Origin of the sequence: Microbacterium sp. OVT16B (assembly GCF_019969705.1) — a bacterium.
Taxonomy (GTDB): domain Bacteria; phylum Actinomycetota; class Actinomycetes; order Actinomycetales; family Microbacteriaceae; genus Microbacterium; species Microbacterium natoriense.
Genome location: NZ_JAHXZA010000001.1, coordinates 874,682 through 887,628 on the forward strand (window position 1 = coordinate 874,682; position 12,947 = coordinate 887,628).

Annotated in this window: 9 protein-coding genes and 1 pseudogene; 1 reads left to right on the forward strand and 9 read right to left on the reverse strand. The window is 72.3% G+C overall.

What is annotated here, in order from left to right; genetic code table 11:
* Window positions 1–37 precede the first annotated feature (37 nt).
* The 5 genes and pseudogenes from LC438_RS03970 to LC438_RS03990 all read right to left on the reverse strand — a co-directional run bounded on the left by LC438_RS03970 (window position 38) and on the right by LC438_RS03990 (window position 7,025).
* Complete coding sequence (locus LC438_RS03970) at window positions 38–445, reverse strand: DapH/DapD/GlmU-related protein (protein ID WP_105672833.1); 408 nt, start codon at window positions 443–445, stop codon at window positions 38–40.
* 80 nt (window positions 446–525) lie between these two features.
* Window positions 526–1,298, reverse strand: a pseudogene (locus LC438_RS03975) (DNA-formamidopyrimidine glycosylase family protein).
* Window positions 1,298–2,068: an EI24 domain-containing protein gene (locus LC438_RS03980; protein WP_223585911.1), complete on the reverse strand. Its 771-nt coding sequence runs from the start codon at window positions 2,066–2,068 to the stop codon at window positions 1,298–1,300. The pseudogene LC438_RS03975 and the gene LC438_RS03980 overlap by 1 nt, the downstream one beginning before the upstream one ends.
* 140 nt (window positions 2,069–2,208) lie before the next feature.
* A complete protein-coding gene (locus LC438_RS03985; RefSeq protein ID WP_223585912.1) occupies window positions 2,209–6,807 on the reverse strand; it encodes an ATP-dependent helicase in 4,599 nt (1,532 codons plus the stop codon).
* Window positions 6,808–6,845: 38 nt separating this feature from the next.
* Window positions 6,846–7,025, reverse strand: a complete 180-nt coding sequence (locus tag LC438_RS03990) for a PspC domain-containing protein (RefSeq protein ID WP_223585913.1) — start codon at window positions 7,023–7,025, stop codon at window positions 6,846–6,848.
* A 78-nt stretch (window positions 7,026–7,103) separates the two neighbouring features.
* On the opposite strand from LC438_RS03990, the gene LC438_RS03995 reads away from it, so the two are divergent.
* On the forward strand, window positions 7,104–7,514 hold the full coding sequence (locus LC438_RS03995; protein ID WP_223585914.1) for a DUF6157 family protein: 411 nt from the start codon (window positions 7,104–7,106) through the stop codon (window positions 7,512–7,514).
* A 27-nt stretch (window positions 7,515–7,541) separates the two neighbouring features.
* Here LC438_RS03995 and LC438_RS04000 read toward each other — a convergent pair whose 3' ends face one another.
* From LC438_RS04000 to LC438_RS04015, 4 genes are read right to left on the reverse strand one after another with little or no spacing between them, the layout of a single operon-like run.
* Window positions 7,542–8,861, reverse strand: coding sequence for a CHAT domain-containing protein (locus tag LC438_RS04000; RefSeq protein WP_223585915.1), 1,320 nt, complete (start codon window positions 8,859–8,861; stop codon window positions 7,542–7,544).
* Window positions 8,858–10,489 (reverse strand): tetratricopeptide repeat protein, encoded by a 1,632-nt coding sequence (locus tag LC438_RS04005; protein WP_223585916.1) that lies wholly within the window; start codon window positions 10,487–10,489, stop codon window positions 8,858–8,860. The genes LC438_RS04000 and LC438_RS04005 overlap by 4 nt, the downstream gene beginning before the upstream one ends.
* The gene (locus tag LC438_RS04010; protein ID WP_223585917.1) at window positions 10,486–11,574 is read right to left on the reverse strand and encodes a hypothetical protein; all 1,089 of its coding nucleotides are present in this window, start codon (window positions 11,572–11,574) and stop codon (window positions 10,486–10,488) included. The genes LC438_RS04005 and LC438_RS04010 overlap by 4 nt, the downstream gene beginning before the upstream one ends.
* Entirely contained in the window at window positions 11,571–12,902 is a 1,332-nt protein-coding gene (locus LC438_RS04015) for a hypothetical protein (RefSeq protein ID WP_223585918.1), read from the reverse strand. Before LC438_RS04015 ends, LC438_RS04010 begins: the two co-directional genes overlap by 4 nt.
* Between the last annotated feature and the right edge of the window lie 45 nt (window positions 12,903–12,947).

Genomic DNA, 12,947 nt, shown 5'->3' on the forward strand with positions numbered 1-12,947 from the left:
ACACCGTCACGCACCCCGCGGCGGTGGCTGAGCCCGCTCAGGCCGCGAGCCAGAGGCCCTTCGGGTCCGTCGCAACGGTGAGACCGGCGGCGACGGTCTCGTCGTCGCCGATACGCGCTCCGCGCACGATGCGTGCACCAGCGCCGATCTCGGTACGGACGCCCACATGCGCCCCATCGCCGATCGCAGCGCCCTGACCGATGTGCGCGTGCGCATCGATGTGCGCGTTGTCGCCGATCACGGCATCCGCGTCGACCCACGCTCCGCGCGCGATCGTCGCCCCGGCGCCGACGCGCGCGCCGGGTTCGATATAGGCGCCGGCCTCGATGTGCGCCTTGGGATGCACCTTCGCGCCATGCGCGACGAGACCTCGGCCGTTGGCGTGCTTACGGTAGCGCAGCGTCCCGCCCTGGTCGTTCTCGATGTCGACGTAGTTCTTGCCCACGATTCCTCCCGTGTCCGGAGTTCTCCGGATATAGCAACAACGACGGGACAGCCGATTTCATTCCCGAACCGGGATGCTGCTCATCGTTGGCAGCTCGGACACCAGAACGTCACCCGTTCACGGGTCGGATCCGCGCCCTGAGATCCCTTCCGGATCGGGGTCCCGCAGCGTCGACAAGGGCGTCCGGCCCGTCCGTAGACCCACGTCGTCTGCCCCGGACGATTGACTCCGGTGAAGGTGCGGTCGGCCCGGTCGCGATTGGCTCGGATCGTCCTGACACCGAGATCCACGAGGGCGGCGACGTCCACGTCCTGCACGGGCCTCTCGGGGAGGATTCCGCGCAGGAACAGGAGTTCTGCCGCGTACTCATTGCCGAACCCGGCGACATTTCGCTGATCCAGGAGGGCGACGTGAACGCTCCTCGGATCCGCCTCGAGTCTGCGGATCGCCTCCTCGGCATCCCAGTCCTCCGCGAGGGGATCGGGGCCGAGGTAGCCGATGAGCTGAGCCTCGTCGCGAGTCGGCACCACCTCGATCTCAGCCAGGTCGACGCCGACCGCCTCGCGCTTCGCTGTGCCGACGATCGCGCGGACCTTGAACGCCGGATGCCGCCACTTCTCCCCGGGGGCGTACACGAACCAGGCGCCGTCCATGCGCAGATGCGAATGCACCGTGCTGTCCCCGATCCGCAGCAGCAGGTGCTTGCCCTGGCCACCGCGCCGTGAACCAGCTGACCGGTCAGATCCACGGTCGCGGCCCGCGGCACCCTGAGGTCGAAGCGGGTGACCTCGGCGCCGGCCAGAGCGTCGTCGAGTCGCTTCGCAGTGCGGAAGACGGTGTCGCCTTCGGGCATCAGATGGGCCGAGCGTCCGGGGGCGTCAGCGGTGTCAGCGGGGTGCGCGCCATCATGTCGCGCGCGAGCATCGTCGACGCGGCGACGGCGACAGGCATGACGACGACGGCGCCCCCGGGGATCAGGAAGCACAGCTGCGTCGCCACACCGAAACCCAGTACCCGCGCCCTGCTGCCCGAGAAGAGCGCCGCCCTGTCGAGCGGGCTGAAGTCGCGAGCGTCGAACGCGCGGCCCGTGAGCTCCCGAGCGAGAAGCCGACCGGAGAGGATCACTCCGAGCACGGCCGCCAGGAAGCCGCCGATCAGCGGGACGAAGCCGATCAGGAGCACGACGAGGGCGATCAGGATGCCGAGAACGACCAGGCGCAGGCCTTCGGCGAGGGCTGACCAGAACCCGCCTCCATCGGAAGGCGGAGGGTCGCCGAGGTCGACCTCGACGGCATGCCAGATGCGCTGGTAGAAAGGGTCGCCGATCGTCAGCGTCAGTGCGCTGAACACCACGGTGGACAGCGCGATGGCGGCCGCGACGACGACGAACCCGACGGCGCCACGGACCAGTCCCTTCCACGGCGCGGGCCACTCCTCCGCGAACGGGGTCAGCCACGCCGAGATCGACGTCATCCCGAAGACCAGCGGCAGCAGCACCGCCGCGAGGATCGCGAGCGAGATGAGCGCGGGGACGAGACCGAGGTTCATCAGTCCTGGACGCGTGCGCCACAGCGTGAACCCGCGCAGCAGCGTCCGCACTCCGATGCCGAACTCCTGGATCATGTGACCAGGGTATGCGTCGAGGACGACATCGCGATGACGGCCCGATCAGATCGGATGTGCCCGGCAGTTCTCATCGCCGAAACTGTCCCCGGCAGGTCGGCTCCGAAATCGTGCAGGAACGGCCGGTCAGGAGCAGGAGCTCAGATCGCTCTACGGAGCGTGTAGCCGCGCGGGGTGACGACGAACCCGGCCTCCTGCAGGGCGAGCGCGAAGTCGGTGCCGTAGACGCCGTCGCCGTTCACCTTCTCGACCGTGAGGGTGTCGAGGCGCCTGGCTCGCGCCGTCGCCGCCAGGTCGGACGAGGCCGCCCGCAGCACATCGAGGTCGTCGCTGAACGACAGCACTGTGCGACCGCCCCGTTCGAGGTACAGCACGAGCGCTCCGTCGACCAGCACGACCAGCCCGCCCGCCTTGCGCCCAGGACGGTGGGAGACGCCCTCACGACGCGGCCAGCCGAGTGCGGCGCCGTACGGGTTCGCCGGATCGGTCGCCGCAAGTGTGACCGCCGTACGCGGCGGAGGGTCGGCGAGACCGGCGAAGGTGCGGAGGCGGTCGACGGTCGCGGATGCCGCGAACTGCGCGGCCCCCAGCTTCTCGATGACGTAGCCACGGCGGCAGTGCCCGGCCTCTTCGAAGCCCGCCAGCACCCGGTACGCCTGAGCGAAGCCGCCGGGCACGCCCTCGGCCTGCACGGCACCGCGGGTGACCACGCCGTACCTGTCGAGGAGGAGCCCCGCCGTGACGGTCGCGCGGCGCGCGGCATCCGTCTCCACTGCGGGCAGGAGCGACCAGCGGCCTCCGATGGACGTCGGCCTCGGGGCGGTGCGGGTGAGGGACACCCCGCGGTAGGTGCGCGCTCGCGGAGCCCGGCGGGTGACCTTGTGCGCCTGCGAGCCGCCGGCGAGCAGCGATCGCAACGGCGAGAAGGTGTCGTTGGTGACCCGCCCCGCCCAGGTCAGCGACCACAGTGCGTCGAGCACGGACTGCTCGTTCTCGGCGCCGGTCATCTCCTTCAGCTGCGCGGCGAAGTAGGCGCCCCCGGCGTGCAGAGCCGACAGCACCTGGGCCTCCAGGGATCCGGTCGCCAGCTCCGTCTCGGGCTCGGGGAGCGTGAAGGGAGCGAGGTCGGCAGGGTGCAGCGACACCCAGCCGTCGCGACCGGGGAGCGTGCCGTTGCCGGCCCAGACGACCTCGCCGGCGGCCGTCAGCTCGTCGAGCATCGCGGGGACGTAATCGTGCACACGCGAGGGGAGCACCAGCGACTCCCAGGCGCTCGCGGGGATGGGCACCCCGGCGAACTGCTCGATCACGCTGAGCACCCCGTCGAGGCCGTCGAGAGGGCGCTTCAGATGCTGCCAGTCGGGGAGGAACCGCGCGTACGCCTCTGGGGACACCGGCTCGACACTGCCGCGGATGGCGGCGAGCGAGCGCATCCGCAGACGCCGCAGCACCTCGGTGTCGCACCACTCCAGATCGGAGGCGCTGCCTGCGGCCTCCGGCAGGAAGTATCCGCTGGTGATGCGCCCGGCGGTCTCCAGCCGCTGCAGGGTGTGGCGTGCGACGGCCGCGCCGAGTCCGAAGCGAGAGGCGACGGCATCCGTCGTGAACGGACCGTGCGTGCGGGCGTGCCGGGCGACGAGGTCGCCGAGAGGATCGGCCACCGGTTCGAGGAAGGCCACGGGGATGCCGGTCGGGAGCGCGACCCCGAGGGCGTCGCGCAGTCGACCCGCGTCTTCGATCGCCGCCACCCGCGACACCCCGGCGACGGTCACGGGGATCGCCCGCCGAGCGGCGACGAGGGCGTCGAGGTGAGAGGCGGCATCCGAGGGCTCCTCGAGCCGCTCTGCGACCTCCGCGGCATCCAGCGGTCCCAGCATCCTGAGCAGGTCGGCGACGCCCTCGAGCCCCCGAGCTCGGCGCTCGGGGTCGAGGCGCTGGGCCTCTCGTTCGAACTGCGCGATCACCGCGGGATCGAGCAGTTCACGCAGCTCGACCGTCCCCAGCAGCTCGCCGAGCAGGGCGGGGTCGACCGAGAGCGCGGCGGCCCTGCGCTCGGCCAGCGGCGAGTCGCCCTCGTACATGAAGGCGCCGACGTACCCGAACAGCAGATCGCGCGCGTAGGGCGACGGCTGCGCGGGTTGCGTCTCGACGAGCCGGACGCGTCGGTCGGCGATCGCGGTCGCGAGCTTTCGCAGCGACGGAAGGTCGTAGACGTCCTGCAGCACCTCGCGCAGGGTCTCCAGGATCACCGGGAAGGTCGGATGCCGCCTCGCCACCTCGAGCAGTTGCGCCGAGCGCTGACGCTGCTGCCACAGCGGCGTCCGCTTGTTCGGGTTCATGCGCGGCATGAGCAGCGCGCGCGCCGCGCACTCGCGGAACCGAGAGGCGAACAGGGCAGAGCCGCCGACCTCCTCCGTGACCAGATGCTCCAGCTCGTCGGGGTCGAACACGAAGAGGTCGGCCCCCGGAGGCTCGGCCTCGGCATCGGGGATGCGCACGATGATGCCGTCGTCGCTCGCTACCGCCGATCCCTCGACGCCGAGTCGCTCGCGGACCCGCGCGTTGATCGCGAGCGCCCACGGGGCGTGCACCTTCATGCCGTACGGGGAATGCAGGATGACGCGCCAGTCGCCGACCTCGTCGCGTCCGCGCTCGACGGTGAGAGTCCTGTCGGTGGGAAGAGTGCCGGTGGCCTCTCGCTGCTCGGTGAGGTAAGCCATGAGGTTCGCCCTCGCCTGCTCGTCGAGACCCGCCTCGATCAGGCGTTGCGCCGCCTTCTCGGGCGTCGCCGCCGACACCTCTCGAGAGAACTTGCCGAGCGCCTCGCCCAGCTCGAACGGACGGCCGATGCCGTCGCCGTGCCAGAACGGGACCTTGCCCGGCTGGCCGTACGCGGGGATCACGTTGACGCGGTCGTGCGTGATCTCGGCGATGCGCCAGCTGGTGGTGCCGAGCGTGAACACGTCGCCGACGCGCGACTCGTAGACCATCTCCTCGTCGAGCTCGCCGACCCTCGCGCCCGTGGTCTCGCCGGCCACGAACACCCCGAACAGACCGCGATCGGGGATCGTGCCGCCGCTCGTCACGGCGATGCGCTGCGCACCGGGACGGCCGGTCAGCGTGCCGGCATCCCTGTCCCACACCAGACGCGGCCGCAGCTCGGCGAACTCGTCGGACGGGAAGCGCCCCGCCAGCAGGTCGAGCGTCGCCTCGTACGCCGAGCGGGGGAGCGATTGGAAGGGGGCCGAGCGGCGGACCGTCTCGAACCACTCCTCGACGCTGATCTCGCCGAGCGCGCTGGCGGCGACCGTCTGCTGGGCCAGGATGTCGAGCGGATTGCGCGGCACCTGGATGGCCTCGATCTGCCCCGCCAGCATCCGCTCGGTGACGATGGCGGTGTGCAGGACGTCGCCTCGGTGCTTGGGGAAGAGGGCGGCGCGGCTGATCTCGCCGACCTGGTGCCCCGCGCGTCCGACGCGCTGAAGGCCGGAGGCGGCGGAGGGCGGCGCCTCGACCTGGATCACGAGGTCGACCGCGCCCATGTCGATGCCGAGCTCGAGGCTGCTGGTCGCCACGACGCAGCGGAGGATGCCGGACTTCAGCTCCTCCTCGACCTGCGCCCGCTGCTCCTTCGACACCGAGCCGTGGTGGGCCTTCGCGAGCACGGGGTCGGCGCCCGCTGTCGCCCCCGCCTGCGCCATCATCGCGGCGGGGATCGTCGCCTCTGGGAGCGGGATGCCGTTGCGCTCCGAGTAGATCTCGTTGAGGCGACCAGTGAGCCGTTCGGCGAGCCTCCGCGAGTTCGCGAACACGATCGTGGAGTTGTTCTCGAGGATGCGATCGACGATCGCCTCCTCGACATGGGGCCAGATCGAGCCGGTGACCTCCGTGTACTCGGCGGGCTCTCCGTCGACGGGGGCGGCGACCCCCGGGGGTGGCGGCGGGTTCGTCATGTCGTCCATCGGAACGACGACGGCGAGTTCGAAGGTCTTGGACGCGGGAGGCGCGACGATCTCCACCGGCGCTGCTCCGCCGAGGAAGCGCGCCACCTCGTCGATCGGCCGCACCGTGGCCGACAGGCCGATGCGCTGCGCCGGGCGCTCGGCGCCGTGGGCCGTGCGCAGGGCGTCGAGCCGCTCGAGGCTCACCGCGAGATGCGCGCCGCGCTTGGTCGCCGCCACCGCGTGCACCTCGTCGATGATCACGGTGTGCACGTCGCGCAGGGTCTCCCCGGCGCGACTGGTCAGCATCAGATACAGCGACTCCGGGGTGGTGATGAGGATGTCCGGAGGATCGGAGACGAGCTTGCGCCGGTCGCTCGACGTCGTGTCGCCCGACCGAACCCCGACCGTGACCGACGGCGAGGTCGTTCCGAGGCGCCGGGCCGACTGTCCGATGCCGATGAGGGGGGAGCGCAGGTTGCGCTCCACATCGACGCCCAGCGCCTTCAGCGGCGAGATGTAGAGGATGCGGGTGCGGGCGGCATCCTTCTTCGGCTCCGCTCCGCCCGCCGCCATGCGCTCGCGGAACACGCTGTCGATCGCCCAGAGGAACGCCGAGAGCGTCTTGCCCGAGCCCGTCGGTGCGACGACCAGGGCGTGCTTGCCCGCCGAGATCGCGTCCCACGCACCCGCCTGCGCCGGAGTGGGCGCGGTGAACGCCCCACGGAACCAGTCCTGCGTCGCGGGGGTGAACCGGTCGAGCACGCGATGCTCTGAGCCTGTCGAAGCGTCGCTCATCCCTCCATCATCGCCGAGGGGACGGACATGGGCTCCGGTCACTCGTTCGGGATGACGATCCAGAGGAGCACGTACGCCCACAGCGACAGACCTGCGAACAGCACCAGCAGCACACTGAGCACGCGGACGGTGGACGCCTTCACCCCGAAGCGCAGGGCGAGGGCGGCGCAGACGCCGGCGAGCATGCGGTCGTCCCGGGGGCGCACGAGAGGGTTCATGGGTCCCATACTGCCCTTGCGTCGTCGTTCATGACGGATGCTCGTGCTGATGTCGGCGGGACGCGCGAGGATGGGCGCATGGGTCTCCACACGACGAACTACGTCTCGACGTTCATCGAGGTCGCCGACGACTGCCCTGCAGACGGCGCCACCGAGCCGCCGACGACCGAGAAGCCGACGATCGCCGCGCTCCACTACCGGCTGATCACCGAACAGCCCTACGCACGCACCTCGGACGACGTGATCTTCGAGACGTTCGCGCTCCGCGCCGGCATCGCATCGGACGACGACGACGCCAGGGCGGTGTTCTTCTCGAAGGGCCAGCCCTGCCTGAGATCGTCGCCGCTGGGCAAGCGCTACGGCTGGGGCATCCTCCACGACGCCGACGGCAGGGTCGCCCTCGTGCCCCGGGAGTCCGAGGAGTACGCGGCCCTCGCCGCGGACCCCTCGCTCGCGCACACGCGGGCGATGCGGAGCCGTCGCGCATGAGTGACGGACGCGCGCTGCGCCGATCCGTCAGACTCGCTCCGGCGCCGGGGCCCAGGCGGTCGCGAAGGCGCCCCACATGATCGGGGAGTGACGCGGGTCTCCGGTGGAGGTCCACCGCATGCGCTGCTCCCGCTGCCAGGCAGCCAGGGAGCCGACCGGGTCGTGCGACTCGTGCGCGGCGTTCACGGCGATGACCGCGTCGGTCAGCATCCCCTCCGCACGGTCGCCGAGAGCGGGGACGAGACGGCGCAGACCCGCCTCGGTGGGCAGGGTCCACCGGGTCGCGGTCACGTACTCCGCGCCGCGGTGCAGGAACGCGGCCACGAGACCGGTCGGCTCGGCGAAGCGCAGGTCGGTGCCGGAGTCGCACGCGATGAGCGCCACGCGGTTCGGCGCGGTCAACGGCGGGAGCCCTGCGCCGCCCAGGGCGATCTCGGCGGCGGAGTAGGGCCGATGCGCCCCGATCGGCGGGGTGTCACCGGGGGCGTCTGCGCCGTCGGACAGGTGGAGGCGGGCGTCGAGCGCGTGCGTCGAGGCGGTGACGTGCCCGACGTAGAGGAGCCGTCCTGCCCCGTCGAGGGCATTCGCCAACGCGATTCGGTCGATGTCCGCACGGCGGAACGCGTCTCCCTGCGGCATCCGTCGCCGTCCGAGCGCGTCGATGGCCAGCGCCAGCGGGGAGTCGGGCGAGACGGGGCCGAGCACGCTCCCCAGCTCGCTCGTGTCGGAGAAGCCGGGGACCACCGGATCCAGCACCGCCGCGACGGGGGAGGAGGGCGACCAGGGCGACACCGATCTGGACGGATCGTTGCGCAGCGTGGCGGGCAGCAGGACGGACGCATCGGCCATGTCGACGCCGCGTTCACGACCGGAGGTGCTCAGCAGCTCCCACGGCAGCTGCGCGGTGGAGGGAGACAGCTGGATCCGCAGATGAGGGCGCAGTCCGGCCTCTTCGAGGGCGTCGAGCTCGGCGCCCAGCCACTGCGGGATCAGCGCGGCGGTGAGCATCCCGGCGAGCTCCTGCTCGCGCTCCGGGTCCAGGAGGTCGCCGTGGGTGAGTGCTCTGGTCAGCGCATCGACCCCGCTCTCTCCCGGCAGGGGGGAGGGCAGGGCCCGCGCGAGGCGGTCGAGCACCGGCGCGACGAGATCCCGGGCGATGAGGGTCATCCGGGGCGAGCTGCGCTGGTGCTCCCACACCCAGCTCACGAACAGATCGTCGCCGTCGACGAAGCGCAGACGGGCCGTCGGCCGCTCGCCGTCTGGCAGATCGAGGAGCACGGCGGCGCCCTCGGCGCGGGCGAGGGGCAGTGGGGCGCCGAGGCCGGGGAGCTGTCTCCAGTTGCTCACCACGCCGGCACCACAGCCTCGGAGCGCAGCGGGACGCCGTACTCGGCCTCCGCCTTCCGGATCCACGTGTCGAGCGCCGGCGCGGCGCCGGGTACGGCGATGACCCGCGGCGGCGGCGCGAAGCGGAAGGATGCCGTGCCCTCTCCGCCGAGCAGGCCCGCAGCGGCCGCAGGGAGCTCGTCGCGCTCCCGCTCGTCGCGCTCCCTCTCGACGGCGGAGGCCCGCGGCCGCTCGAAGGGGAGGGGCGCGGTGACCTCGACCGCGGCATCCGCCTGCAGCGTCACGGACGCAGCCGCGTTCTCGACGAGCTCGAACAGCAGCGCGGAGTCGCCGAGCGTGCGGGCCAGGCGGAACGCCAGCGCGCGTGCGGGTGCGGCGACCTGCAGGCTCCAGCGCTCCCTGGTGCCACCGGGTGCGAACCCGTCGCGCAGCGCCTCCGTGAGCAGAAGGACGGGGATCGCGAGGTCGCGCGCCTTCTCCAGCCGGGCGAGACGAGAGCGCGGGGTGATCGACATCGCCGCCCACTCGGCGTGCATCTCGGCGCGTCGCAGGTCGATCCTGCCGCGATCGTGGGGTGATCGCGCGAGCTCCCGTGCGGCGCGGTAGGCGTCGTCGGCCGCCGGATACCGATTGCGTGCCGACTCCGCGTCGCCGAGGAACGAGTAGGCCTCCAGCCGCTCGTGCACGGCGGCATCCCGGTCGAGCTCATCGAGCAGCACGCGCAGCGCCTTGGCGGCCGCCCCCGTCCGCCCCGACTGCAGCAGTACAGCGGCGAGTCCCGTCCTGCTGGCAGCCAGCCGTGTCGTGAGGCCGATCCGTCTGGCGAGCTCGGCGGCCTGACGGAAGCCCTCCTCCGCCTCACGGAGCCGTCCCTCCTGCATCGCCACGCGAGCGAGGTTCTCGACGGCGTGCTGGCGGCTCGTCGCGTCGCCGGAGAGTTCCTGGGCCTGATGCGCGAGCTGCAGATACTCCCGTGCGGCGGTGTCGTCGCCGGTGCGCTGAGCGATCACGCCGAGGTTCGCGTATGCGTGTCCGGAGAGCTCGGGGCCGACGCCCAGAGCGACGGACAGGGCGCGCTGGGCCTCGTCCTGCGCCTCCTGCAGACGGCCGGTGGTGATCAGCACCACAGTGCGCGCGTTGTGCACGGAGAACGCGAGGAGCTCGCGCTGATCGAGGTCGTCCGCGTCCAGCTGGGCCTCGGCCTCCGCGATGCCGGAGAGGGCGTCGTCGAGACGGTCCAGCTGCGTGAGGGTCTGCGCCCTCGACAGCATGCCGTTGATCAGCACGGTGCGCGTCGCGCGTTCGTCTCCGATCAGGCCGAGCGCATCGGATGCCGCGGCCAGGCCCTCGTCGGCCGTGCGCAGCGCCTCGGCCAGATCGCCGCGGAACTCGTGCGCCGCCGCGAGGTTCAGCAGCGCCCTGGCGCGCATGTCCAGGCCCTCACCGTCGACATCGGCCACGCGGGTGAGGGCCACCACCTCGCGCAGCGCGACCGCGGCCTCGTCCACGCGCCCCTCGTGCAGCATCATCGCCGCCTCGTTGTTCCTGTCGCGTCCCGGCTTCCACCGAGGAGTCGCCGGGATGCGGCCGAGCACGGCGCTCGGCGGGCGCTCCTCGGGGGAGGTCATCGGCTCGACCCCGCGGCCCGTTCAGCGAGGGAGGCGTCGGGGGAGAGCATCCGCGTGGCCGCGAAGGAGAGCACCCGTTCGCGGTCCGCCGCCGAGTCAGGAGCATCGGCGTCAGCGGGACTCAGTACGGGGTCCCGCACCCAGAGCAGCCGTTCGCCTGCGGGGAGGAAGAGAGCGGATGCCGGAACCTCCGCCTGGCCGCGGAAGAGCGCCCCGTCGCGGCGGAGGGCGACGTCGACGCCGAGCTCCGCCGGTCCGAAGCGCGCGGCGAGCGTGCGGCCGGAGGACGGGGCGTCGACGGCGGGCACCTCCACCCGCAGCGTCACGACACCGGCGCTCTGCCGCAGCGTCCACCGCGCCTCGGCCTCCGCGTCGACCGTCTGCGCGGGCACGTCGCCCCACCGCACGGAGGCCGAACGGGAGGCGACCTCGATGCCGTCGGACGCATCCCGCGCTCCACCCGCGGCGAGCGCCCACTCCTGACGGACCTGCGCGGCGTCCGCCGCAGCGGTCTCTGCCGGATCGAGGGCCACGCCGTAGTCCTCGGACAGCGCCGTCAGCGCGGAGAGGAGCCGTTCCCCCTCCGCGGTGAGCGCAGGAGGGAGCGCGGTCAGGGCGGATGCGATGCCGGCGGCGTCGGCGAGGGCCCTCTCGGTCGCCAGGTCGTCGTCGAGGAGGTGCTCCACGGCGTGCGAGACGAGCGCGATCTCGGCGGCGAGCAGCACCGGGTCGACGGCGGGCACCCGAGATCCGGCCGGCCACCACGCCTTCGTCCAGGAGAGGCGAACGAGACGGAGCACGGCGTCGATGACCGTCTGATCGCCCGGTTCGACGCGGGTCGCACCGTGGACGCCGCGGATGACGGCATCCGCTGTCTCCGGCCCGTACACGTCTGCGAGCCAGGCGCTCGCCGCGTCGACGTCGTCGATGTCGGCATCCGGAAGGGAGGCAGGCCCGGTCGGGTCCCCGTGCAGCAGCCCGCCCCTGACCTCGACCACCGCGGTGAGACAGGGCACCCGATCGAACGCTCCGTCGGCCGAGGAGAGGTGCGCGAGATCGCCCTGCACCCTGATCCGCAGGGTCATGCCGCCTCCGTCGCTTCCCGCTCGTCCGCGCCGCGGACCATCATCGTCTTCAACCGCTGGCGCTGATCCATCACGACCGAGCGCAGCACGCCGTCGAGGAGATCCCACACGTCCCGCGGATCGAGGGGCTGCTCGCGCAGCTCCCTGCCGTGCAGACGCACCCACAGTCGCCGCAGGTATCCGCGCCGCACGGTGCGGATGTCGTCGACGACGGATGCCGGCACTCCGCTGGCACCCTCGGGAAGCCGCAGCGCCCGGCGCACGTAGGCCTCGCGGTGCCAGCGGGCCGCGAGCAGACGGTGGGCCGCGGTCGGCTGCGCCGCGCGTCCCGCGTCGAGGGCGGTGCTCGCCTCGGCGCCGAGCAGCATGGCGACCCTGCTGTCCTCCTCGCCGAGCTGCCAGGCGCTCGTCGAGCGGACGATCTCCGCGGCGATCAGCTCTTCCGCGTCGATGCCGAGATCCACGCGCGCGCCGCCCGAGAGCGCGGCGAAGAGGCGCTCGAAGATCGAGCGGTCGAAGGGCAGCGGCAGGTCGCGCTTGGACGCCGTCTCACCGAGCCGGGGTGCGGGAGGGAGCAGATGCCGGGTCAGCCCGAGCTGCTGCGCGGCTCCGTCGTCGGCGAGCCGAGCGCCCGCCGTGGAGCCCGCGGAGCCGTCCACGAGAAGGGAGAGGGGCGCCGACCCGTCCCCGGTCGGGCAAGCGTCGAGGGCGGCGGCCACCGTCTCCGCCGATTCCGACGCCGACGCCGCTGCGGGTCCGGGGCCGGGGCGGCGTGCCCATGCGTCGCCGAGCTCCTCGCCGAGACGCGTCGCAGCCGTCTCGTCTCTGAGCAGCTCCCGCACCTGAGCGAGCAGCGAGTCGCCCGAGGCCTCGGCGATCTCCGTCACGACCTCTGCGGCGACGACATCGGCATCGGCCGACGGCGGCCCCGAGGTGCGGGCCAGCTCGAAGCAGCGCTGGAAGTACTTCTCCTGCGGGTTGCCGTCGGTGATCCGCAGTCGTCGCCGAGCGGCCTTCAGCTCCAGGAACCAGGCTGCCGCAGCGGTCAGATCGCCGCCGGCGGCCCGGATGCGGTCGTGCAGCTCGGCCGCGGCATCCGACGTCAGAGTCCCCCCGGCGAGTCCGGGATTCTGCACCGGGCGGATCACCAGCGGATCGAGGATCAGCTTCAACGTGCGGGCGAGCGGACGCCCCGAGCCGTTGCTCAGCGCAGCGACACCCGGACCGAGCTCCCGCCACGCCTCGGCGATCACGAGCGCGCGCGGGCGCCGTCCCTCTGCGGACTCCGCAGCGGGGGCCGAGGGGGAGAGCTTCAGGGGCGCGCTCATGACCGCCAGCCTATAGAGCCGACACGACGGCGCGTCGAAACCCGT